The sequence below is a fragment of the Streptomyces sp. NTD107 genome, from assembly GCF_059510435.1.
Genome location: NZ_JCAJZV010000006.1, coordinates 139,665 through 161,851 on the forward strand (window position 1 = coordinate 139,665; position 22,187 = coordinate 161,851).

Annotated in this window: 22 protein-coding genes; 13 read left to right on the forward strand and 9 right to left on the reverse strand. The window is 68.5% G+C overall.

Translation table 11 applies throughout. The features are described from left to right. Positions 1-63: 63 nt before the first annotated feature. From AC5WRL_RS14665 to AC5WRL_RS14675, 3 genes are all read left to right on the forward strand, one after another. Positions 64-720 carry a hypothetical protein gene (locus AC5WRL_RS14665; RefSeq protein WP_496088939.1) on the forward strand — a complete coding sequence of 219 codons (657 nt, stop codon included), beginning with the start codon at positions 64-66 and terminating at the stop codon, positions 718-720. 66 nt (positions 721-786) lie between these two features. Continuing rightward, positions 787-1,509 carry a Clp protease N-terminal domain-containing protein gene (locus AC5WRL_RS14670; RefSeq protein WP_496088940.1) on the forward strand — a complete coding sequence of 241 codons (723 nt, stop codon included), beginning with the start codon at positions 787-789 and terminating at the stop codon, positions 1,507-1,509. Positions 1,510-1,551: 42 nt separating this feature from the next. After that, positions 1,552-3,072, forward strand: a complete 1,521-nt coding sequence (locus tag AC5WRL_RS14675; RefSeq protein WP_496088941.1) for a N,N-dimethylformamidase beta subunit family domain-containing protein — start codon at positions 1,552-1,554, stop codon at positions 3,070-3,072. Positions 3,073-3,081: 9 nt separating this feature from the next. Here the strand turns inward: AC5WRL_RS14675 and AC5WRL_RS14680 are convergent, their stop codons facing one another. From AC5WRL_RS14680 to AC5WRL_RS14720, 9 genes are all read right to left on the reverse strand, one after another. Then, complete coding sequence (locus tag AC5WRL_RS14680) at positions 3,082-3,870, reverse strand: hypothetical protein (RefSeq protein ID WP_496088942.1); 789 nt, start codon at positions 3,868-3,870, stop codon at positions 3,082-3,084. 254 nt (positions 3,871-4,124) lie between these two features. Beyond that, positions 4,125-4,793 (reverse strand): hypothetical protein, encoded by a 669-nt coding sequence (locus AC5WRL_RS14685; RefSeq protein WP_496088943.1) that lies wholly within the window; start codon positions 4,791-4,793, stop codon positions 4,125-4,127. Positions 4,794-4,936: 143 nt separating this feature from the next. Next, a complete protein-coding gene (locus AC5WRL_RS14690; RefSeq protein WP_496088944.1) occupies positions 4,937-5,974 on the reverse strand; it encodes a hypothetical protein in 1,038 nt (345 codons plus the stop codon). A gap of 3 nt (positions 5,975-5,977) precedes the next feature. Beyond that, on the reverse strand, positions 5,978-6,697 hold the full coding sequence (locus tag AC5WRL_RS14695) for a DUF8017 domain-containing protein (protein WP_496088945.1): 720 nt from the start codon (positions 6,695-6,697) through the stop codon (positions 5,978-5,980). 223 nt (positions 6,698-6,920) lie between these two features. After that, complete coding sequence (locus tag AC5WRL_RS14700) at positions 6,921-7,880, reverse strand: hypothetical protein (RefSeq protein ID WP_496088946.1); 960 nt, start codon at positions 7,878-7,880, stop codon at positions 6,921-6,923. After that, positions 7,877-8,539, reverse strand: coding sequence for a hypothetical protein (locus tag AC5WRL_RS14705; protein WP_496088947.1), 663 nt, complete (start codon positions 8,537-8,539; stop codon positions 7,877-7,879). Before AC5WRL_RS14705 ends, AC5WRL_RS14700 begins: the two co-directional genes overlap by 4 nt. 5 nt (positions 8,540-8,544) lie before the next feature. Then, positions 8,545-9,909, reverse strand: coding sequence for a putative T7SS-secreted protein (locus AC5WRL_RS14710; protein ID WP_496088948.1), 1,365 nt, complete (start codon positions 9,907-9,909; stop codon positions 8,545-8,547). Then, the gene (locus AC5WRL_RS14715; RefSeq protein WP_496088949.1) at positions 9,906-10,205 is read right to left on the reverse strand and encodes a hypothetical protein; all 300 of its coding nucleotides are present in this window, start codon (positions 10,203-10,205) and stop codon (positions 9,906-9,908) included. Before AC5WRL_RS14715 ends, AC5WRL_RS14710 begins: the two co-directional genes overlap by 4 nt. 136 nt (positions 10,206-10,341) lie before the next feature. Next, positions 10,342-10,641, reverse strand: coding sequence for a WXG100 family type VII secretion target (locus AC5WRL_RS14720; RefSeq protein WP_496088950.1), 300 nt, complete (start codon positions 10,639-10,641; stop codon positions 10,342-10,344). Positions 10,642-10,855: 214 nt separating this feature from the next. Between AC5WRL_RS14720 and AC5WRL_RS14725 the strand changes: the two genes are divergently transcribed. From AC5WRL_RS14725 to AC5WRL_RS14770, 10 genes are all read left to right on the forward strand, one after another. Continuing rightward, on the forward strand, positions 10,856-15,409 hold the full coding sequence (locus tag AC5WRL_RS14725; protein WP_496088951.1) for a type VII secretion EssC family protein: 4,554 nt from the start codon (positions 10,856-10,858) through the stop codon (positions 15,407-15,409). Positions 15,410-15,564: 155 nt separating this feature from the next. Continuing rightward, entirely contained in the window at positions 15,565-16,266 is a 702-nt protein-coding gene (locus tag AC5WRL_RS14730; RefSeq protein WP_496088952.1) for a hypothetical protein, read from the forward strand. Positions 16,267-16,288: 22 nt separating this feature from the next. Further along, on the forward strand, positions 16,289-17,191 hold the full coding sequence (locus tag AC5WRL_RS14735) for a hypothetical protein (protein WP_496088953.1): 903 nt from the start codon (positions 16,289-16,291) through the stop codon (positions 17,189-17,191). Further along, on the forward strand, positions 17,188-18,489 hold the full coding sequence (locus tag AC5WRL_RS14740) for a TadA family conjugal transfer-associated ATPase (protein WP_496088954.1): 1,302 nt from the start codon (positions 17,188-17,190) through the stop codon (positions 18,487-18,489). Before AC5WRL_RS14735 ends, AC5WRL_RS14740 begins: the two co-directional genes overlap by 4 nt. 7 nt (positions 18,490-18,496) lie before the next feature. Next, on the forward strand, positions 18,497-19,435 hold the full coding sequence (locus AC5WRL_RS14745) for a type II secretion system F family protein (protein ID WP_496088955.1): 939 nt from the start codon (positions 18,497-18,499) through the stop codon (positions 19,433-19,435). Then, positions 19,432-20,400 carry a type II secretion system F family protein gene (locus AC5WRL_RS14750; protein WP_496088956.1) on the forward strand — a complete coding sequence of 323 codons (969 nt, stop codon included), beginning with the start codon at positions 19,432-19,434 and terminating at the stop codon, positions 20,398-20,400. Before AC5WRL_RS14745 ends, AC5WRL_RS14750 begins: the two co-directional genes overlap by 4 nt. 21 nt (positions 20,401-20,421) lie before the next feature. After that, the gene (locus tag AC5WRL_RS14755) at positions 20,422-20,652 is read left to right on the forward strand and encodes a hypothetical protein (protein ID WP_496088957.1); all 231 of its coding nucleotides are present in this window, start codon (positions 20,422-20,424) and stop codon (positions 20,650-20,652) included. A 222-nt stretch (positions 20,653-20,874) separates the two neighbouring features. Further along, positions 20,875-21,315 carry a TadE family protein gene (locus AC5WRL_RS14760; RefSeq protein WP_496088958.1) on the forward strand — a complete coding sequence of 147 codons (441 nt, stop codon included), beginning with the start codon at positions 20,875-20,877 and terminating at the stop codon, positions 21,313-21,315. A 5-nt stretch (positions 21,316-21,320) separates the two neighbouring features. Then, a complete protein-coding gene (locus AC5WRL_RS14765; protein ID WP_496088959.1) occupies positions 21,321-21,734 on the forward strand; it encodes a TadE/TadG family type IV pilus assembly protein in 414 nt (137 codons plus the stop codon). Next, positions 21,731-22,165, forward strand: coding sequence for a Tad domain-containing protein (locus tag AC5WRL_RS14770; RefSeq protein WP_496088960.1), 435 nt, complete (start codon positions 21,731-21,733; stop codon positions 22,163-22,165). Before AC5WRL_RS14765 ends, AC5WRL_RS14770 begins: the two co-directional genes overlap by 4 nt. Positions 22,166-22,187 lie beyond the last annotated feature (22 nt).

Genomic DNA, 22,187 nt, shown 5'->3' on the forward strand with positions numbered 1-22,187 from the left:
ACGCGGACGTGTGCTTCCTAGAGTGAGAACGCTTAGACGTACACGCACCACGGGGAGTTCCACATGTCACACCGCAACACCATCTGGCTGCGCGCCGCCGTCCCGGCCGCCGTGCTCGCGCTGACGCTGACCGCCTGCGGCGGCGACGAGGACGGCGACGGCGATGCCGGCGACGGCGCGCAGGGCTCCGAGCAGAGCCAGGAGCAGGACGAGGACAACCCGACCGACCCGGAGCCGGGGCAGGACCCCGGGGAGCAGACCCAGGGCCAGACCCTGGCCCTGGGGGAGACGGCCGGCCCGGCGCCGTACGAGTACGGGGACGCCACCGCGCAGCTGGAGGTCACGGTCCAGAAGCTGGAGACCGGCGACCTCGCCGACGTGGAGGCGGCGGGCGCCTTCGATCCCGAGGACATCGCGGGCACCACCCCGATGTATCTGTACACCGACTTCGTCCACACCGGCGGCGAGACCCTGGAGTACGGCCGGCCGGGCTCGGAGCTGTCGATGTACACGGCGGACGGCGCCTATCTGCCGGCCGTGATCGCCATCGGTGACCTCGGCATTCCGGGCGGCTGTCCGGCGAGCGAGACGCCGGACACCTTCGCGGAGGGGGAGTCCTTCACCGAGTGCAAGATGTATCTGGTCCCCGAGGGCGCCGAACTGGGCGAGCTGACCTGGACGGCCGCCGATGACACGGAGTACGCCTGGGCCGTGAACTGACGGCCGTCGAAGGATGATGTCAACCTAGGGTTGACGCTCGGAAGGGTGTCAACCTAAGGTTGACGCATGAGTGAATCGACCCCGAGCACCACCCGGTCCGTACGCCTCGACGACCTCATCGAGGCCATCAAGCAGTCCCACACCGACTCCCTCGCCCAACTCTCCAGCGCCGTCATCGCCGCCGACCACCTCGGCGATGTCGCCGACCACCTCATCGGCCACTTCGTCGACCAGGCCCGCCGCTCCGGCGCATCCTGGAGCGACATCGGCAAGAGCATGGGCGTCACCCGGCAGGCCGCCCAGAAGCGGTTCGTCCCCGGCGAGGGCGACGTACCGGACTTCTCGCAGTTCACGCCGCGCGCCAAGCAGGTCGCCGAGGCGGCCCAGCGCGAGACCCAGGCCGCCCGCAACACCATGACCACCCCCGAACACCTGCTGCTCGCCCTCGTCAGCGACCCCGACGGCCTGGCCGCCAAGCTGATCACCGACCAGGACGTCCTGCTGGACACGGTGCGCCAGGCCGCCACCGCCGCCCTCCCCCCGGCCACCGACGGGGAAGTGCCGGCCCTGGTCCCGTACAGCGTGCGCGGGAAGAAGGCCCTGGAACTGACCTTCCGGGAGGCGCTGCGCCTGGGCCACAACTACATCGGCACCGAACACCTCCTGCTCGCGCTGCTGGAACTGGAGGACGGCGACGGGGTGCTGTCCGGGCTCGGCATCCGCAAGGACCGGGCCGAGGCCACCCTCACCGAAGCACTGGCCGCCTTCCTGGAGGCGAAGCAGCCGTGACCTGCGGTTGCCCGCCGGTGGGGGGTATCCCAGCCTGATCCCATGACAGGGATGGCGCAGGGCCTGGACCGCAGGGGCTTCCTGGGCGTGTGCGTGGCGGCCGGGGCCGGGCTGGCGGGAGCCGCCTGCACCGGCTCCGGCTCCGGCGCCGACCCGCCGCCCGAGAACGAACAGCCCGGCGACGCCGACTGGCGCATCGCCGACACCGGGCCGGACGACGCCATTCAGGGGTACGCCGACCGGGTGAGCGTGGACCCGGGGGAGGAGTTCGGCCTGTACGTCTCCACCCCGGCACCCGCCTACCGGGTCTCGGCGTACCGGATCGGCTGGTACGACGGCGCGCAGGCCCGCCGCATCTGGCACTCCGAGCCGCAGCCGGGGGTGGTGCAGAAGGCGCCGAGCTTCTTCCCCACCACCGGGACCGTACGGGCCGACTGGGAACGCGGCCCGACCGTTTCGACGGACGGGTGGCCGGAAGGCGCGTATCTGCTGCGGCTCGACGCGGAGGGCGGAGGACAACGCTACGTCCCCCTGGTCGTGCGCTCCCGGGAGGCGGCCGGCCGCACCGTCCTGATGCACGCGCCGGCCACCTGGCAGGCGTACAACCTGTGGGGCGGCTACAGCCTGTACGAGGGCAAGGACGGCGACTACCGCACCCGCGCCCTGGTGGTGAGCTTCGACCGGCCCTACGACAAGGACGGCGCCGAGAAGTTCATGGCGTACGAGCGGGCGGCGGTGGTCCTGGCCGAACGGCTGGGGCTGCCGCTGTCGTACACCACCGGGCTGGACGTGGACCGCGACCCGGCGGTGCTGCGGGACGCGGCGCAGGTGGTGATCCTGGGCCACGACGAATACATGACCCCGGCCCAGAAAACGGCCCTGACGGAGGCCCGCGACGCCGGCACGAACATCGCGATCCTCGGCGCGAACACCTGCTTCCGCCGGGTCCGCCTGGACCCGACCCCACTGGAGCCGAAACACACCGGCGACCGCAGAATCGTCGCCTGCTACAAGTCGGCGTACACCCAGGACCCGAACCACCGCCACAACGACGCCCTGGTCACCACGGACTTCCGCGCCTCCCCCGGCGCGGACCCGGAATCATCCCTGACCGGAGTCCTGTACGAGGGCTTCCCGGTGGACGCCCCGTATGTGGTGCACCGCCCCGACCACTGGGTGTTCGAGGGCACCGGGGTACGGGCGGGCGACTCCTTCGACCACCTGGTGGGCGTGGAATACGACCGCGTCACCCCGGAGGCCCCCACCCCCGAGGGCATCGAGATCATGGCGCACTCGCCGCTGGTGTGCAACGGAAAGGCCAGCCACCAGGATTCGGCGTACTACACGGTCCCCAGCGGCGCCGGCGTCTTCGCCACCGGCACGATGCGCTGGGTGGAAGCCCTGATGGCGGGCACCGACGAGAACGGCGCCAACCACGGGATGGACGCCAGAACGGGCCGGTTCGTCACGCGCGTCACGGAAAACGTCCTCCAGACCTTCGCGGAGGGCCCGGCCGCCCACACCCGACCGGCGAACGGCAACGTGAACGAGGTCTACGGATAGCGGTGACACTTACCGCACGATGGCCTGCACCTCACGCACGGCGATCTCATGCGTGGTCTCAAACACCCCGGCGGGCAGCGTGTCCCCGCTGCCGTCGGACCCCTCCCAGGAGATCTCCCAGGTGAGCGAGGCCGTCAGCCCATAGGACCCGGTGCCGTGCGTGGCCCGCAAGTAGGTCACCCCACACCCCGGCTCCTCCCCGGCCCGCCCCCGACTGTACGGCTCCCCAATACTGCCGTCGCTGCCGACGGCACACTCGCCGGAGGCAGGATGCAACCGGGCATCGGGGGTGCCCGGCTCGATGGTGAGCGTGGTCGGCGTGGCGGTGGTGGTGGCCCACAACCCGTAGTCATCGAGCGAGGCGGTCACGGAAACGGGCCCGAACCCCGCCTGATCGAGCCACACCCAGGTCGCGAGGTTGACGGTCTGATCGCCGTCCGGATTCAACTGAATCTCCGTATCGGGAACCCGCACCCGCTCATACGCCAACTCGGCGAGCGTGGAGATGTTCACGACGCCCGGCACGTCGGGAGGCGGGTCGCCGAATTCGACGAAGAAGGTGCGGGACTCGCAGGCGTATCTGGCCTCGTAGTCAGGATGATCCTCGTTCCTGACCACCTGCCAGAACATCCCCTCCCCCTGCTTGTCGATGTTGTAGTTGGGGTACTCGCCATTCTCCCCGTAGGAATCCTCAAGTCCCTGCCGGAGCAGATCTTTGTCCTCCTGAGGCCATCCGGAGCGATAAAACTGCATGGAGAGCTCATCCCAGTACGCCTGATACTCCTCGGGCGTGTACATCGGAGCGTAGTAGCAGGCGGGCGGCGTCCACGTCGTCCGGGTACTGGTGAGTCCTCCGCTCCCATCAGTACCGTTCCCACTGAACGAGATCCGCGCCTGTCCCGGGGTCCCGACGCTGGCCTCGATATTCTGGCCGGTCCGGTCACCTCCCGAGGTTCCTTGATCGGTGTTGGCCGCGTCGGCGTGAGCTGTGACGGGGAGTGATAGCGTGGCGGCTACGGCCCCCACAAGTGAACAGCGAAAGACAGTACGTTTCATCGGCATTCCGGCGCATCCTGATTCAGGTTGTATTCAACGGTCTGCCACACCCCGTCGTCGTTCTGCTCTGCCCGACCGGCATAGAGTGTGGGATTTGCATCGAATTCAGCCTCCTCTACAATTTCTTTCGTCCCGAAATCGATAGTGGCAACTTCGCTGAAGTCACGGCAGAAGCTGAAGGTGGCGGCGCCATCACCCAGTAGCGTTGCCTTGTAGTTGAAGTATCGGGCAGTTCCGACTGAGGAGATCCCTTGTTCGATGACGTTGTCCAACAACGTCAACGTAGCCGTGCGAGCCGGCCCCGCGATGTAGTAGCGCAACGCGGGCCTTTCGTTGTCATGGCGGGCGATGCCCTCGGCAACGGCGTCCTGGAAACCCTGTACATCGAGGATGACTTCGTTCAGCTCCGGGTCGGTGACATCACTTGACTCGTGGATGTGCTCGAAGTCTCCACCAAGGTCGATCTCGGGACGCCCCTCCCGGCCTTCATCGACCGGGACGTCCTCCGGCTCGTCCTCGGGCTCGGTCGACTCTTCGGTCGTCTCATCGACCCCCGGAATGTCATCGCTGCCGCCATCACTGTCGCTCCCGCCACAGGCGGTCAACAGCAGTGCGGTGGCCGCGGAAGCGGCGATCAGGGCGGTCCTGGTCCGGCGGCGGGTCACGGCGGCTCCGTATGGGTCGACTGTGGGCGCTTTGCCCCTCACCCTACGAACCCGCACCTGCACGGTGCGACCCTGGCCAAGAAGCTGTTACCAACCCGTGGTTGTGCGGAGGGCCGCAATCGCCCCCCGTAGCCGGCAAGCCGTCAACGACGGAGTGCCAACCGGTACACGGCGAACATGAGCAGCGCGGCGCCGGGTATCGCCAGAAAGCCGAGCCACACATGGAGGGTTGCCTGGCCGTGGGCCTGATCGAGCAGACAGTAGAAGCCCTTTTCGCACGGCCCCGGTCCCCGGTAATCACGAGGTTGCGTGACGGAGATGAGAAGGCCCGTCGCGGCCACACTCAGCAGGGCGGCGATCGTGCCCAGCACGGCGGCGACCGGACGGGTCACCGTCTCGCGTACCTTCCACCCGCCCACCATGCCGAGGACCCCGAGTGGGACGCAGCAGCCGGCACCGATCAGGAACACGGGCGCCCCGCCGGGCCAGCTCGCAGCGAAGTTGTACAGTTCCGCCGCGAACCGGGTGGGCAGCACCAGCGCGGTTGCCCCCACGGTCAGGAGCAGGCCGACGCACGCGACGGAGACGACGGCATTCCGCCGGCCGCGGGGCTCCTCGTACGTGAGGACCGAGGCGAGCGCCATGAACCCCAGCCACGCCGTCACGGCGGCGGCGAGCATCCCCGTCACCCCGGCACTCGACCCCCGCATCGCGAGCCAGCACCCGAAGTCGTCGCAGAACGCCGGATTCCTCCGGTTGCCGGGGCCCATCGCCACGACCAGAAAGGCCAGCGCGAGCATGGCTCCCACGCCACCCAGCGTGATGAGGCCGTACAGCACGGGCTGGTTGAACCGCAGCCGGGAAGGCACCCGGTGCGGCTGCTCCTTGGCGCACGCGGCCGTGGTCATCACCAGCAGGGACAGCGCCCCGGCGACGCCCAGCGTCACGGTGAACCCGGTCGGGCCACCAGGCCACCGGCCGGCCAGGGAGATTTGCGCCTCCCCGGTGGAGATCACCAGCACGATCGCGCCGAGGGCGCCCAGCACGCCGGCGACCACCGCCCACTTCCCGGCCCGGCTGGGCCGCCGGGGCCGGTGGAGCGCCGCCGACCGGTTTCGCAGGTCCCGTTTCGCCTGCCGTTTAATGGACTTGGCACTGCGGGCGGGCTTCGGCCGTGCCATGGATCAGTCGGACTCGTAGGGACGGATGCTGCCCAGGATCAGCTCGATGGTTTCCTCGGTCACCGCGTGCTCGTGGCCGGTGCCGGCGACCAGACCCCAGGCCACGATGTCGTGGGAGGAGTTGATGAAGGAGACACCGACGGCACGTCCCTCGGTGGACGCGCACTCGCCCTCGCCGTGTTCGGGAGCACCGGTGGAGGAGGAGTAGGCGATGTGTCCGCTGATGCCGTGCTCGTTCTCGAAGGGCTCTGCCTCCGTGGTGGTCAGATCGCCTTCCAGGCCCTGGTCGAAGAGGGCCCAGGCCAGGTTGCTGGACACGGAACGCACGGCTTCTTCCGTGCCGTTGGCTCCCTGGACGTATCGGGTGCCCGCTGTCGCGACCGCCATCCCGTCGCAGGCGGTGGAGAGGGCCTTTGCGGTGTCCCGCAAGGTATAGGCGTGATCGGAGCCGTGCGCATCCGGATCGTCGGCAGCCCAGAAGGTGTTGCTGCCCTCTTCGTTGAGATACCACTCGGGCGGTACGTCGAAGGCCATCGTGCCCCGCGGGCTGAGGACCACCTGCCAGTCGTCCGCGACGACCGGCTCCATCTCGGCGCGCGGGGACCGGCGAGGATCGCTCGAACCGGTGGGCTCCCATCGTGCTGCGGGGCCGTCCACCTCCGGATCCGGCGCGGCTGCGGCCGTGCTGTCGCGGCCGGTTACGGCGACCACGGCGAACGTCATGGCCCCCGCCACCAGCACGGCTCCTACGACGGCCGCGACGAGGGCCTTGCGTCTGCCCGGGGGTGGACGTTGTGGCTGTATCTCAGCAGCCCTTGCCTGGTAGGGCTGGTGCTGGTGACCCGGGCCCGGCGGGAAGTACGGCGGGGACGAATGGCCCGATTGCTCCTCCGGCCGATGGTCTCGATGTGTCATGGCCGCGATCGTAACCTGTCTGGACGGAGAGTCATCGGCCGCGCAGGGCGGCCACGGCGAAGGCGAAGCTCAGCATGCCGATGAGGAACAACGTGCCGGGGCCGACCTGACGCCAATACCACTTGCGCAGGGCGGACGCCTCGGTCGACATCGCGCGGAGAACGTCGGCCGGCGATTTTCCGCGACGGCCGAAGAACTGCCACAGGCGTTGGCTGTGAAATGCGGGGAAGCGCCAGGGAGCAATGCCACTGGTGGATTCCACCCGCCGCTGGCGATAGGCCAGTTCCATGTGCCAGCCCTGCTTCTGGGTACGGGTGACGCGCCGCGGCCCAACGTATTTCAGACCCGCGATCCGCAGGGTCAGCAGCGTGCCGGCGGTCCAGCAGAGGGTGGTGAGGGCGAAGGGTACCATGGCGGCGTCGCCCAGCAGCATGGCCATCGTCAGCGCGAAGAACGCGAATGACGCGGCTCCGAGGAGAATCATGACGATCCCCCAATGAGCCGACCGGGCCATCTGTTGATACATGCGCGAAAGATCGGCACGGTCCCTGATGGCGGCCTCGTCATCCGCCTGCTGGGCCTGCCCGTACACCTCACTTATGCCGTGCCAGTCGCTTGCGTCAGCCGAGTTCTCTGAACCGGTCGGCAGCGCATAGAGCTCGTCGAGCACCTGAAGGCGGCGCTGGACGGTCCGGGCATGCTCAGTGGCAAGGGGGCCGTGCGGGGCATGAAGGCGCCGGACGACGCGCCAGGCGAACCAGAGTGTGATGATCGAACCGGGAATGCCGGGCAGTAGGATCCATCGATATTCTCCTTCTGCCAAAGGGATGCAGACCAGAGGTATCAGGATCAGCGATGCGATGAATGTCGAGAGCAGGGCGTAGAAGAGCGAGAGTCCACCCGTCTTCTCTACGTGTCGCCGTTCAATGTTGATGAGTTGCGCGTTTAGTTCCCTGAGCCTACTGATCAACTCTTCATGGTTATTCTTCATATGGCAAGCGATGGATCCTTCTCAATGGTTTCAAATTTAATTGTCTGGGCGATCAGGGAAAGATACCCGCTGTACATTTCCAGATGCATCGGTGTCGCCGTCATGATAGTCACGTAGATGCAGTAGTCCCGGGGCGCCGGCACGATGAGCTGCGCGTTTCCTATCGCCATGCGGAGAGGCTCAGCGTGCAGGGGGGAGGTGAGCGCCATGGAACGGAGGGAGATCGAGGTTACGGCTGGGCCACATCGTATCTTGGCCGCCAGCAAGGTATCTTCGGGTCCCTGAACGCCTTTGGCATACTCGTGGTCAATCTCGATCAGGTTGGTTGTGTCCTGGAAAATCTTCGCCTTCTTGGCTTGATAGATGGATTCTCCAGCAACCAGGGCACTCGTGTGTTCAGAACGGACGACGGAGACGGTGAGCACGCCCATGGTGATCTCATCATTGTCCACGACTCCGACACACAGTGCCGCCCTCAACGTATTCTCAATATTGAGATGAGGAAGAGCCTGTCGCATGGAATCAGCGCAACGCTTCAAGCCTTCCTCGTCAGCTCCTGGCATGAGTTCAGCGATGGCATGGTGCCATTCCTCAGGGTCGTCCGAGTCCGGCAGTGGGACGAAATCCTCGGGCACGGTCAGAGAGAAGTCGTACATCATCTCTGTCACGCTACGGTTCTCCCCGAGTTCTGGCCGAGCCCCTCGGCGAACGATGTGCCGGAGCCCGTGAGTACATCCTGTGGCTGAGTCGGGCCCGGTGCCATGGTCGTGCTGTTGATGTTTTGCCATTGGTTCATCAGTCCTCCCAGAGGTGCCACGAAGGGGAGGTGAGGGCTTCTCAAGAAGTCGGTGCCGGCTGCCGCGTTTCCTCCGATGGATATGCCCAGTTCGATGGCCTGACCCTTGAAGATGAGATGTCTTCCTTCTCGGATCATTCCTGCTCCCTCGCGGAGCAGATTGCCGCCTTCGCTCATCAATCCAATGCCCCAGTTGCTCGGTCGGCCCGGTCCGCCCAACAGCCTCCACTGGGACGGGCGCACAGGATGGGTCAGGGTCCGGAACAGATTCGATCTGCCGGTCGACCGCAGGATCTGACCCGCTGAGCGCATCGCCTGGCCGCGGGCGACCATGGCCGCACCGGACCGGGCGAGAGCGCTGCCGCCCGGTACGAAAGAGAAAACCACCCCGATGGTGTCGAAGAAGATGGTCCATCCGTCGACACCGTCGGCTCCCCCGATCAGTGCTGCGGAATGGAACGCCAGGGCACCAACGGCCGCGATCATGGCCAGTCCGGTGACCCATCCCACCGGATTGCTGAAGATGAGCAGCGCCAGGGCCACGACACCGAGGATCATGGCGAGGTTGGAGAAGAGGTCTCCGATGAGCTTCCAGGTGTTCGGGTCGGTGATGAACTCTATGACGTCACTGAAGAAATCACCGACGCTGTCCCAGAACCCCGGTTTCGCGGGCGCGTCGTCGGCCGTGTTGATGAGTTGGGTCGCGGTGTTGCCCGCGGCGGTGATGAATTCCTCGTGGAGGGATTCGGCCCTGCCGCGGATGTCGGCGAGGTCGTTGGTGGCGGTGGTGAGTGCGTCGTTGCGGCGTTCGACCTCGTCCTCGTGGTCGGAGAGGTCGTCGTCGGACATGTCGGAGGTGTCCGAGGGCAGGCCGTCGACCGCGGTCTGCGCGGTGCTGACGGCCTGGGCGGCGGTGGCGGCCTCCCCTTCCAGGGTGGCGGCGCGGGACTTGAAGCCGGCGAGGTCGAGCGCCCATTGTTCGAGGGCTTGGGCGGCCGCGTCCAGTGAGCTGACCGCCCGGTCGAGGTAAGGCGGGACTTCGTCGAAGGACTCGCTGAACGCGTCCGCCGATCTGCCGGCCCAGATGCCCTCGGAGGTGGTGATCTGCACCAGGGTGGTGTGGGTGGTGGAGCCCTGGGAGGTCACATCACGGATGGTCTGCGCGAGTTCATCGGCGGCGTCGAGGTCACCGGGGGCCGGGTCGAATCCGAGATGGGGGTAGCTGTCACTCACGCGGCACCTCCCTGGTCGCGGAGGGCCCGCTCCAGCTCTTCCTCGGTCGCGCCGAACGCCTCGGCCGCGTTGTCCGCGAAGTCGCCGATGCCTTTGGTCAGGTCGCCGAGCTGCCCGAACCCGTAATCCCAGGAGTCGGCGAAGTCGTCGCACGCCCTGGCCAGGTCCGTGGTGCCGATCCGGGAAGCGTCGGTCTGGGACAGCCGGCGGGAGGCCGTTCGCATGTCCTCGCCGCTGCTTTCGAGGCGGGTCGCCAAGTCCCGCACCTCGTCTTCGAAGAACCTCAGGAAGGACACGCCTTCTCCCCCATGTGTTCGTGGCTTCCCGGACGCCGGGAGGCACTCCGGTGAACGTGGTTGTCGCAGTTGTTCGTCCACTGAGGCGGCGCCGTGACCAGACTGCGGCGCCGCCTCGGCGGGGTGTCGCTGTAGGTCAGCCGTTCCGCGCGGCTGCCTCAAGGTCGGCATCGGTGCCCTCGATCGTATCGGCAGCGGTCTGGAGGAATCCGCCCATCCCGTCGAGGCCCTCGATGACATTCCGCGCCCCGGAGGTGAACTCCCGGTAGGAGTCATCGAACGCGCGACCCGAGCCGGACGAGTATCCACTTTCGACGAGACCCTCGATGTAGGTCTGGAGGTTTTCCAGCGTCGTTGTGATGGTGGTGTGCTCATCCTTGAGCCGCGTAGCGGCATCGCGCATGTCCTGGTACGTGATCTTCATGTCTTCGCTCATGGCACTCCTTGTGTTCTGGGTGTGCGGAATGGCTACCGCGGCTTGCGCAGCACAGGATAGGAGACAACAACCTGCCAGCATCAGTACAGACGCCGTCTCTCGCGGGGCGGTTGCAGAAGCTGGCCAGGTGCTGGGGAGCGGCCCCCGGCCGGTGGCGGTTATCGTCGAAGTCGGAGTCAGCCACGGGGGATGACACAGCCGGCCTGGAGGAAGCGTGCGATTGACCCTGACCGTTGTCGATCCGGTTCAAGGCAACAGCGCGGACACCGTGATCGACGCCTCGCCGCAGACGCTGGTCGGAAGTCTGGCTCCGCAGCTGTTCCACACGGTGGGGGGCAGGTTCACCGGGCAGATGTCCGCGATTCCGCTATTCGTCGACGGCGAGTACCTCGACCCCTCCATGGCGATCGCCGCGTCGCCGCTCAGGGAGGGGGTGACCGTCAGCCTGCACCACGCGGGCGGCTGCCCTCCGGCGGAACCTGCCGGGCTTGTGGAGGTCCGCGTCGTCGGTGGGCCGGCCGCCGGCGCGGTGCACCGGCTCGGCATCGGTCGGGTCGACATCGGGTCCGGGCCCGGCGTACACATTCATATCCAGGATCCCGCCTTGTCCGCCAGGGCGTTCACTCTGCGGGTTGCCCATGACGGTACGTGCAATATCACCGTCCATGACGCGGCCGACGTGTACGTCGACGGGCAACCGCTGGAACAGCGCGAGCGGGTCGCATGGAAGATCGGCAGTCAGCTCGCCATCGGTGGATGCCTTCTGGAACTGACCCCTTACTATCCACCGGACGCGGCGCTGCGGATTTCCGAGGACGGTCTTGGGCTCGATTACAACCGGCCGCCACGACTCCTGCCTCCCGACCGGCCCACCGCATTTCGGCTGCCCAAGCCGCCCTCGGACCGTGAAAAGCGGCCCCTTCCCTGGCTGATGGCCATTCTGCCGGTGGTCGGCGCTCTGGTTCTGGCCAATATCACCGGCCGCTGGACCTTTATGATCATGGCTTTCATGGGCCCGGTGATGTTGCTCGGGAACTACTTCATGGACAAGAAGCGGGGCCGGATCTCGCACGCCAAGAAGGTGGCCGACTTCAAGGAACAGAAGGCCCGGATCGAGCAGGATGCCCGCGACGCCCTGGTTGCCGAACGGTTCGCCCGCCGGCACGCGATCCCGGACCCCGCTGCCGTCCTCGTCACGGCGACCGGACCGCGCACCAGACTGTGGGAGCGCAGGCGCACCGACGCCGACCACTTGCTGATCAGGGTCGGAACGGCCGAGCTCGATTCCGAGGTGGTTCTGACCGACCCGGAGCAGGACGATCACAAGCGTGAGGTCGTTTGGAAGATCGCCGACGCGCCGGTGGCGGTCTCGCTGCGTACCCACGGCGTGGTCGGACTCGCGGGGCCGGAGGACTCCGCGCGCTCCCTGGCCCGCTGGGCGGTCTGTCAGACGGCGGTGCTGCACAGCCCCGTGGATGTGCAGCTCTATGTGCTCACCGACGCCTCCGGGCAGCGCTGCTGGGAGTGGGTGAAGTGGCTGCCGCACGCGCGGCCGGGCGCCGGGCAGGACACGAATGTGCTCATCGGTACGGACGCCGAGACGGTCGGGGTCCGGATCGCGGAACTCACGGCGGCGCTCGACGCCCGGCAGAAGGCCCAGCGGGAGGCGCGCTCCAGGGGGGCCGCGACCTTCAAGGACCCTGACATCGTGGTCGTCTTCGACGGATCCCGCCGGCTGCGGTCCCTTCCCGGAGTCATCCGGCTACTGCGGGAGGGGCCGGAAGCCTCGATTTTCGCCATCTGCGTCGACAGTGAGGAGCGGCTGCTGCCGGCCGAGTGCCAGGCCGTGATCGTGGCCGAGGCGGCTGCGGACCGGATGGCGGCCGGATTGGTGCGGCAACCGGGTTATGCGACGGGATTTCACCACTTCATGACCGCCCCGGGGGCGGCGTATCAGCAGCAGCCCATGAGTTCCGGGCCGGGCGCGGACGCGAGCGTGGGGATGATGAAGCGGCCCAGGGTCGAACAGCTGCGCGTGGAGCAGTCCAACATGGCTCGTATCCGCGAGGTGCGCCCCGACTGGGTGCTACCCGACTGGTGCGCCCTGGTGGCACGTTCGCTCGCGCCCCTGCGCGACATCAGCGCGGAGTCCGACGACGCCGCCATCCCGGCATCGAGTCGACTGCTCGACGTGCTCCGCCTTGAGCCCCCCACGGTCGGGGACATCGCCGCCCGCTGGCGGGCCGGCGGACAGTCCACGGAGGCGCTCATCGGCGAGTCCTACGACGGCGCGTTCGCGATCGATCTGCGCAGGGACGGTCCGCACGGGCTGATCGCGGGAACCACCGGCTCCGGCAAGTCGGAGCTGCTCCAGACGATCGTCGCCTCGCTCGCGGTCGCCAACACCCCCGAGAACATGACCTTCGTCCTGGTCGACTACAAGGGCGGATCCGCGTTCAAGGACTGCGTGGAACTGCCGCACACCGTGGGCATGGTGACCGACCTCGACAACCACCTGGTGGGGCGGGCGCTGCGCTCGCTCGGGGCCGAGCTGACCCGTCGCGAACATGTCCTCGCCGAGGTCGGGGCCAAGGACATCGAGGACTATCAGGATATTGTCCGCCGGGCGGCCGGCCGGATCGCGCCGCTTCCCCGACTCCTCATCGTCATTGACGAGTTCGCCTCCATGGTGCGCGAGCTGCCCGACTTCGTGAAAGGTCTGGTCAACATCGCGCAGCGCGGCAGGTCCCTGGGCATTCACCTGTTGCTGGCCACCCAGCGCCCGACCGGCGTGGTGTCCCCCGAGATCAAGGCGAACACCAACCTTCGCATCGCACTGCGGGTGACCGACGCGAGTGAGTCCTCGGATGTGATCAGCGCCCCGGACGCCGGCTTCATCGCCAAGTCCACCCCGGGACGCGCGTATGTACGGCTCGGACATGCCTCGCTCGTGCCGTTCCAGTCCGGCCGCGTCGGAGGGCGGCGGCCCGGCGCCGCCGCCGCCTCGGAGGATCCGGTGTGGAGCGGCCTGCTGGAGTGGAGCAACCTCGGCCGGGCGGCCCTCAAGCGCCCCGCCGGCGCGAAGCGGGAGGAAGAGGAGATCACCGACCTCAAGGTGCTGGTGGACTCCATCGTCCGAACCGATGCCCAGCTCCGGCTGCCGAAGCAGCACAGCCCGTGGCTGCCCGCGCTGGAGGAGAAGGTTCTCCTCGGCGATCTCCCCGAGCCCCGGTCGGCCGGTGCCCTGCCCGCCGCCCCCTTCGGGCTGGAGGACCTCCCCGACCAGCAGGCGCGTCAGGCGGTCTCCATCGACTTCCACGACTTCGGTCACATGCTCGTCGCGGGCGGCCCGCGCAGTGGGCGTTCGCAGCTGCTGCGCACCATCGCCGGATCGCTTTCCAGGACCCATTCCACAGAAGACGTGCACATCTACGGCATCGACTGTGGGAACGGCGCCCTCAATGCCCTGACCCGGTTGCCCAACTGCGGTGCGGTGGTCGGCCGGAATCAGACGGAACGGGTGAAGCGTCTGATCCAGCGGCTCAAAGCGGAGATGGCGCGACGACAGGACCTCTTGGGCGACGGCGCGCTGGCGGACATCGGTGAGCAGCGGGCCGCGGCCGAGCCGGACAAGCGGCTGCCGCACATCGTGGTGCTGCTGGATCGCTGGGAGGGCTGGGTCACGACTCTCGGCGAGATCGACCACGGGAGTCTCACCGATGAGTTGTATGTGATTCTCCGCGAAGGGGCGAGCGTCGGCATTCATGTGATTGTGGTGGGCGACCGGACCACGATTTCCGGCAGGCTCGGCGGGCTGACGGAGAACAGATTCGCTCTGCGGCTGCCCGATCGTGGGGATTACGCCAATATCGGGCTGTCGGTGCGGAAAGTCCCGGAGGACATCATCGACGGCCGGATGTTCCGGAATCAGGTACACACCGAAGTGCAGATCGCGGTCCTCGTCCCCGAGGTGACCGGACAGGCCCAGGCCGCGGCCCTCGCCGAGATCGGAGAGTCGGCGACGCGGCGGGACGCCGCGGTGCCCCGGTCCCGTCGACCCTTCCGGGTGGACGTGCTGCCCAGCCGGCTCACCTTCCGGGACGCGTGGGAGATGCGTGATCCCGACGCCTCGGAGTCCCGGCTGTGGGGGCTCATCGGGGTGGGTGGCGATGAACTCATGGGCTATGGTCCGGATCTGGCGCAGGGAACGCCTTCCTTCGTGATCGCGGGGCCCACCAAGTCGGGCCGGAGCACGGTGCTGATGACGTTGGCGAAGTCCTACCTGGCGCAGGGCGTGCGCCTGGTGGTCGCGGCCCCCCGGCCCTCGCCTCTCCAGGGGTTGGCCGGTCAGGACGGTGTGCTGCGGGTGTTCACCGAGGCCGAGCTCACCGGCGCAGAGGTGAGCGAGGCGCTCGCCACCTCGTCGCCGGAACATCCTGTCGTCCTCATGGTGGATGACGCCGAGGACCTGCGCAGGTGTGAGGCCGACAAGGAGCTCAGGAGCCTGATCACCACGGGGGCCCAGCGTGGCCGGTACCTCGTGCTGGCGGGCGATGAGGCTGAGGTCTGCTCCGGATTCTCGGGATGGCAGGTCGACGCGAAGAAGGCCCGCCGGGGCGCTTTGCTGTCGCCGAGCAGCCATCGCTATGGGGAGCTGATCGGGGTGAAGCTGTCCCGCAGTGAAGCGAGCGAACAGCCCACTCCGGGACGGGCCATCCTGCATCTCGGCAACGGATACGCGTTCACCGTGACCACCCCGGTCCCGTAACGCGCTCCGCCCCAAGGCTGTCGCGGAGCTGTTGCCCAGGTGTGACGCCGGTGGCGTTGTTGGGTGTCCGGAGTGGCTGATAGCGTTTCGACGGCTTAACGGGAGATGTAAAGATTGCACCTTTGCTTGGGCATTTCGATGGCGGGGATGATCGCATGAGAACTCAGGACCGGGCATCTGCGGCCGCGAAGAAGTCCATCGCTGCCGGGCCGGTGATGGGGGATCGGCTGCCCGCCCCGCCGCGGGAGCGGAAGCCGGCGCTGGCCGCTCTTGCCGCCCTGTTGGTGCTGGCCGGGGCGCTGGGGGCGACGATGCTGGTCATGCAGGCGGGGGACCGGATCGAGGCGATCAAGATCACGGAGCGGGTGCCGATGGGGGGGACCATTCCGGAATCCGCCATGACACCGGTGCTGGTCGCCGACGATTCGTCCGTCAACTATGTGCGCTGGGAACAGCGGGGGCAGTTGAAGGATGAACTCCGGGCCGCCACCGATCTGGTGGGCGGCACTCTTCTGGTCGGGGAAATGCTGACCGGAGAAGAGACCCTTCCCGATGACGAGGTCATTGTCGGAGTTTCCCTTCAGCCGGGGCAGTTCCCCGCCGGGCTCAAAGCGGGGGACACCGTCGCCGCTTACTGGGTCGGGCGGGAGCGGAACAACGGGGATGCGGAGAGCACTCCGCAGCAGGCGGTCATCACCGAGGAGGCCCATGTGTCCGTCGTGCACGGCAGCGGGGACTCCATCGGCAACACCTCGCTCCCCGTGACCCTGCGGGTCGCGCGGTCGGATGCCGCCGCGCTGACCCGGGCCGCCTCCGCCGGTGAGGTCTCGCTCGTCGTCATCGCCGCCAGCAAGTAAGTGACAGGGAGAAGCTGAGCAGATGGCGCTGATCGCACTGGCCGCGGACAAGGGGGCCCCGGGGGTCACCACCACGGCTGTCGCGCTGGCCGCGCTGTGGCCGCGCCGGGTGCTGCTCGCCGAGGCCGATCCGGCCGGCGGGGATCTCGTCTACCGGTCGGTCGGCGCGGGCGGCCGGCCGCTCGATCCCGGTACCGGGATACTGTCGCTCGCCGCCACCGCCCGGCGCGGGATCGCCGCCGAGCAGTTGTGGGACCACGCGCAGCGCATGGCGGGCGGGCTCGACGTCATCATCGGCCTTGCCTCCTCCGATCAGTCGGGTGGGCTCACCGGCCAATGGGGCGCGCTGGGGCGGGCGTTCGCCGAGCTGGCGCAGTCCCCGTACCAGGAGGCCGCCGCCGATGTGCTCGCGGATCTGGGCCGGCTGGACGCGCATTCCCCGGCGCAGGCGCTGCTGCCGCACGCCGCGCTGCTGCTGCTCGTCGCCCGGGGGCAGCCGGAGAACATCGCCCATGTACGGGACCGGGCCGCCGCGTTGCACAACAAGCTGCACGGGCAGCAGCGCGGCACCTCGCATCTGGGACAGCCCCGGATCGGGGTGCTGCTGATCGCCGAGCCGCAGCACGGCGCCAAGATCGCCACGCAGGTGAACGAGATGCTCATCGCCTCGCAGAGCGGCGCCCGGGTCATCGGGCTGATCGCCGAGGACCGCACCGGCGCCGAACAGCTGGCCGGGCGCAAGCGCGGCCGGCTCGACAAGTCGCTGCTGGTGCGGTCGGCGCGCAAGGTCGTCACCGATCTGCACCAGACCTACCGGGGCGACCTCACGCCCAGCGGTCCCGGCCCGGTCCGGCCCACTGTTCCGCAGCAGGCCACGGCCTACGCCCCGCCGCCGTCCTACGGTCAGCCGGGGGCCGGCGCATGAGCGAGGTCAATCACCAGCTGGTGAAGCGGTTCCGGCAGGAGGCGGGCGACCGGCTCGCCGAGCAGCGGCGCATCGACCAGGCCAGCGGCGTACGGCCGATGACCTCCGAGGACGAGCGGCATTACGCGCGCGCCGTCATCGCGCGGGTGCTGGAGGAGTACGCGCGGGCCGAGATATCCGAGGGCCGGGCGCCGCTGGACGCGCAGTCCGAGGAGGATTACGCGTCGGCCGTGCACGCCGCGCTCTTCGGGGTGGGGCGGTTGCAGCCGCTGCTCGACGACACCGATGTGGAGAACATCGATATCAATGGGTGCGACCAGGTATTCATAGGCTACTCCGACGGGCGGGAGGTCCGGGGGGATCCGGTCGCCGAGAGTGACGAGGAGCTGATCGAGCTCATCCAGATTCTCGGCGCCTATTCGGGGCTCTCCTCCCGGCCGTTCGACTCCGCCAATCCGCAGCTGGACCTGCGGCTGCCCGACGGGTCGCGGCTCTCCGCCGTCATGGACGTCACCCGGCGGCCCGCCCTGTCCATCCGGCGGGCCCGGCTGGGGAAGGTCTTTCTCGCCGATCTCGTCGGAAACGGCACCCTCACACCGGAGTTGGGGACGTTCCTCAGCGCCGCCGTCCGGGCCAGGAAGAACATCATGATCGCCGGGTCCACCAACGCCGGGAAAACCACCCTGCTGCGGGCCCTGGCCAATGAGATCCCCGCCGAGGAGCGGCTCATCACCGTGGAGCGGGCCCTGGAGCTGGGGCTCGACCAGTTTCCCGAACTGCACCCCAACGTGGTCGCCTTCGAGGAGCGGCTGCCCAACTCCGAGGGGCAGGGGCTCATCTCCATGGCCGAGCTGGTACGCCGCTCGCTGCGCATGAACCCCTCGCGCGTCATCGTGGGCGAGGTGCTGGGCGATGAGATCGTCACCATGCTCAACGCCATGTCGCAGGGGAACGACGGGTCGTTGTCGACCATCCATGCCAATTCCTCCGCCGAGGTCTTCAACCGCATTTCGACCTACGCGTTGCAGGCCAGTGAGCGGCTGCCCATCGAGGCCAGCCAGATGCTGATCGCCGGCGCCGTCAACTTCGTGGTCTTCATCGAGCGCCGCAACACCTACGCCCAGGGCGGCAAGCTGCACCGGCTGGTCTCCTCCATCCGTGAGGTCAACGGCGTGGACGGCCGGGTGCTCTCCAGCGAGGTCTTCGCCGAGGGTCCGGACGGTGTGCCGCGCGCCCACGCCGCGCTGTCCTGCGGTGAGGAACTGGCGATGCACGGCTATCGAGGGGCCTGGGGGTGAGCGGCGCATGAGTGGATCGGGGATGTTCTCGCTCACCGCCCTGTACGCGCTGGTCTGCGGCGTCGCCGTCGGCGGCGGTATCGCGCTGCTGGTGACCGCCCTGCGCGGCATCCCGCCCAAGACCGCCGAGGAACGCGCCCGCGCCGAGCGCCGTACCGCCGAACTCGCCCGGTTCGCCGGCCGTCGCGGCACCATCGCCGGGGCCGCCGCCCTGCTGGTGCTGCTGCTCACCCGCTGGCCCATCGCCGCCATCGGCACCGCGCTGCTCGTCTTCAGCTGGGACAAGCTGTTCGGCGGTGCCGCCGAGGAACGCGCCAACATGCGCCGGGTGGAGGCGCTGGCCGGCTGGACCGAGTCGCTGCGCGACACCATCGCCGGCGCGGTCGGCCTCGAACAGGCCATCCCCTCCTCGGCCCGCGCCGCCGCCCCCGCGCTGCGCGTACCGCTCAACAACCTGGTGGACCGGCTGCGTTCGCGGATGCCGCTGCCCGAGGCATTGCAGGAATTCGCGGAGGAACTGGATGATTCCTCGGCGGATATCATTATTGCCTCCTTGATACTCAATGCCCGGCTGCGTGGGCCGGGGCTGCGTGAAGTGCTGGGCGCGCTCGCCAAGTCGGCGCGGGAGGAAGTGGACATGCGCCAGCGGGTCATGGCGCAACGCGCCTCCACCCGGCGCAGTGTGCAGATCGTGGTCGGCGTGTCCGTCGCCTTTCCGCTCGGGCTCGCCATCTTCAACCCCAGCTTTGTCGAACCGTTCGGCGACACCCTCGGCCAGGCCGTACTCGCCATCGTCTGCGGCCTGTTCGGCCTCGGCTTCTGGTGGATGCGGCGGCTGGCCAAGATCGAGGTGCCCGAGCGGTTCATGTCCCGGGCGGACGCCTCCGAGCAGCTTCGGGAGCGTCCGGCCGCACCCGAGGGGCCCGAGAAGGGAGTGCGGTCGTGAGCTCCGACATCACCACCGCCGTTGTGGTCGGCGCGGTCTTCGGCCTCGGGGTGTACGCCCTGATCCGGGCCCTGCTGCCCACCCGGCGCAGCTCCGTCGCCACCGTCGCCCGGATCGACGCCCTGCGGCACCGCGGCAGCGGGTACGGTCCCGCCTCCTTCCCCGCCTACCCGTCCGCGACCGCGCACGGTGCCGGGGACGGGGGCAAGAAGGCGAGCCGGTTCGCCGAGGCGCAGCAGCGGGTCGGGGAGCGGCTGGCCGAGCTGTATGTGCAGCGCGGCTGGGAACAGCGCTCGCTGCGCGCCGACCTGGCGCTGCTCGACCGCACCTGGGAGTCCTTTCTGGCGACGAAGGTGGTGCTGTCGGCTGCCGGACTGTTCTTCGGGCCCTTCCTGTTCTCCATGGGCTGGCTGATCGGCTTCGGGGCCAGCCCCGTCGTCCCGCTGTGGATGGCCCTGGTGTTCGCCGCGGTGTTCTTCTTCCTGCCCGACCTGGAGGTACGCCGCGACGCCAAGGAGCGGCGGCGTGACTTCCGCCGCGTGGTGGCGGCCTATCTGGATCTGGTGGCCATGAGCCTGGCCGGCGGGCGCGGGCTGCCCGAGGCGCTCAAGGCGGCGGCCGAGGTCAGCGACGGCTGGGCGCTGCGCCGCATCCAGTCGGCGCTGGCGGACGCCCGGATCACCGGGCTGACCCAGTGGCAGGCGCTGGGCAAGCTCGGCGACGAGGTGGGGGTGGACGAGCTGAAGGACCTGTCCGCGTCGCTGGCGCTGGTCGCGGACGACGGCGCGAAGGTACGGGCCTCGCTCTCCGCCCGTTCGGAGACCATGCGGCACCGCGAACTCGCCGAGATCGAGGGAAGCGCGGGGGAGAAATCGCAGTCGATGCTGATCGCGCAGCTGCTGCTGTGCTTGGGATTTCTGATCTTTCTGATCTACCCCGCCGGAATGCGGGTGTTCTCGGCATGACCAGCTTGAGAGGTATGTGACATGAGGAAGTTTCGTTTTCCGGTGGCCGACTATCTGGTTGCCCTGGTGCGGTCCCGGACGGCGGGTGCCGACCGCGAGCGCGGGGCCTCCGCCATCGAGTGGGTCATCATCGCGGCGGTCGTCGTCGGCATCGTCGCCGGCGTCGCGGCCGTGATCATGAACGCGCTCGACGACCGGGCCAGCGGTGTGGGTGACTGCATTCAGGGCGCGGTCAGTTACGCCGACTGCTAGGTCCGGTCTGACAAATGGCGCCGGTCAGGCCCGCGTTGTCTGGTGCAGGGGCACCTCCCGGCCGAAAGCTGGGGGAGCCTCGGAGCGTTGCCGGACTGCCCGAAGGACATCACTGGGAGGGCACCCCGGGCGCCTTGCGATGCACCGCATCCGACGACGCGGCCTGATCCACGAAGATCCAGAAGAGACGACCTGGGCCAGCCATTCACGGGGAGTACGGGGATGATCAAGCGAGCGGGCAGCCGGCTGCGCCGCCGGATGCGGGACGGCGCCGACGGCGGGGGTTCGGCGATCGAGTTCGTGTTTCTGACCCCGCTGATGTTCTTCCTGATCTTCGGCGCCGTGCAGTTCGCCATGTACTCCTTCGCCCAGGATGTCGCCAAGGCCGCCGCCCAGGCCGGCGCCCGTACCGCCCGTGCGGAGGCGGACGCCGATCCGGTCGGCTGGCAGACCAAGGCGCGGGACAAGTCCTACGACTACATCGACCAGCTGGGCCGGGGTCTGTTCAGCTCCCAGCCCTCGGTGTACACCACGCTGCCGGCGCCCGACACCGTACGGGTGGAGGTGCACGCCACCGTGCCGTCGATCCTGCCGGGCATGACCATGACCGTACGGGCCTCCTCGGAGGGGCCGGTCGAGCGCTTCGTCCCGGATGAGGGGTGAGGGTGATGTCCGGCGGACCGCGCGACGATCGGGGCCTCTCCTCCATCGAGGTGGTGTTTCTCGCCCCGCTCATGGTCGCCTTCATCCTGGTGCTGGTCGCCATCGGCCAGCAGGTGTCCGGGCGCGGCGCCGTCAGCGGCGCGGCCCGGGACGCCGCCCGGGCCGGCTCCCTGGAGCGGGACGGGGTCTCGGCCGCCTCGGCGGCGGCCAGGACCGCCGAGCGCGAGCTGGGCGAGGTGTGCGTCGGCGGTACGGTCCGGGTCGAGGTCACCTCGGACGGCGGGCACGAGGCGGGCTCGCTGTTCAGCGTGCGGGTCAGCTGCAAGGTGCGGGCCCTGGACATGCTGGGGGTGCCGATCGCCTCCACCCTGACCGGGGCGTCCAGTTCGCCGATCGATCCCTATCGGAGGTCCGGATGAGACGGATCGGGGGCCCCGGGGGAGACCGGGGGTCGGGGGCCGTGCTGGTCATCTTCTTCGCCGTCGTGGTGCTGGCGCTGGCCGCCTTCGTGGTGGACGGCGGGCTCGCCATCCAGCAGCGGGAGCGGGCCGCCGACATCGCCGAGCAGGCCGCCAGGTACGCCGCGCAGGACCTCGACGAGGAGGCGCTGCGGGAAGGGCTCGGCAACGCCCCCATCAACTTCGGCAACTGCGCGAACCGGGTCGCCGAGTACGCTGCTTCGGTGGGCATGAACGCGGCAGACATCGCCGCGGCCGAGTGCTCGCAGGCGTCCGTGGACCGGGTCACCGTACGGATCCGGCTGACCTACCGCCCGGTGTTCACCGGGTTCTTCTTCGACCGTCCGCTTGAGGTCTGGGGCACGGCCACCGCCGAGGCCCAGATCAACTGATCCACCACCATCGGGGAGTTCA

What these genes read in the sequence shown, in the direction of transcription:
- AC5WRL_RS14665 (WP_496088939.1), top strand. Translation starts at nt 64, where the DNA reads ATGTCACACCGCAACACCATCTGGCTGCGCGCCGCCGTCCCGGCCGCC.
- AC5WRL_RS14670 (WP_496088940.1), top strand. Translation starts at nt 787, where the DNA reads ATGAGTGAATCGACCCCGAGCACCACCCGGTCCGTACGCCTCGACGAC.
- AC5WRL_RS14675 (WP_496088941.1), top strand. Translation starts at nt 1,552, where the DNA reads ATGACAGGGATGGCGCAGGGCCTGGACCGCAGGGGCTTCCTGGGCGTG.
- AC5WRL_RS14680 (WP_496088942.1), bottom strand. Translation starts at nt 3,870, where the DNA reads ATGTACACGCCCGAGGAGTATCAGGCGTACTGGGATGAGCTCTCCATG.
- AC5WRL_RS14690 (WP_496088944.1), bottom strand. Translation starts at nt 5,974, where the DNA reads ATGGCACGGCCGAAGCCCGCCCGCAGTGCCAAGTCCATTAAACGGCAG.
- AC5WRL_RS14695 (WP_496088945.1), bottom strand. Translation starts at nt 6,697, where the DNA reads ATGACGTTCGCCGTGGTCGCCGTAACCGGCCGCGACAGCACGGCCGCA.
- AC5WRL_RS14700 (WP_496088946.1), bottom strand. Translation starts at nt 7,880, where the DNA reads ATGAAGAATAACCATGAAGAGTTGATCAGTAGGCTCAGGGAACTAAAC.
- AC5WRL_RS14705 (WP_496088947.1), bottom strand. Translation starts at nt 8,539, where the DNA reads ATGATGTACGACTTCTCTCTGACCGTGCCCGAGGATTTCGTCCCACTG.
- AC5WRL_RS14720 (WP_496088950.1), bottom strand. Translation starts at nt 10,641, where the DNA reads ATGAGCGAAGACATGAAGATCACGTACCAGGACATGCGCGATGCCGCT.
- AC5WRL_RS14730 (WP_496088952.1), top strand. Translation starts at nt 15,565, where the DNA reads ATGAGAACTCAGGACCGGGCATCTGCGGCCGCGAAGAAGTCCATCGCT.
- AC5WRL_RS14735 (WP_496088953.1), top strand. Translation starts at nt 16,289, where the DNA reads ATGGCGCTGATCGCACTGGCCGCGGACAAGGGGGCCCCGGGGGTCACC.
- AC5WRL_RS14740 (WP_496088954.1), top strand. Translation starts at nt 17,188, where the DNA reads ATGAGCGAGGTCAATCACCAGCTGGTGAAGCGGTTCCGGCAGGAGGCG.
- AC5WRL_RS14745 (WP_496088955.1), top strand. Translation starts at nt 18,497, where the DNA reads ATGAGTGGATCGGGGATGTTCTCGCTCACCGCCCTGTACGCGCTGGTC.
- AC5WRL_RS14755 (WP_496088957.1), top strand. Translation starts at nt 20,422, where the DNA reads ATGAGGAAGTTTCGTTTTCCGGTGGCCGACTATCTGGTTGCCCTGGTG.
- AC5WRL_RS14760 (WP_496088958.1), top strand. Translation starts at nt 20,875, where the DNA reads ATGATCAAGCGAGCGGGCAGCCGGCTGCGCCGCCGGATGCGGGACGGC.
- AC5WRL_RS14765 (WP_496088959.1), top strand. Translation starts at nt 21,321, where the DNA reads ATGTCCGGCGGACCGCGCGACGATCGGGGCCTCTCCTCCATCGAGGTG.
- AC5WRL_RS14770 (WP_496088960.1), top strand. Translation starts at nt 21,731, where the DNA reads ATGAGACGGATCGGGGGCCCCGGGGGAGACCGGGGGTCGGGGGCCGTG.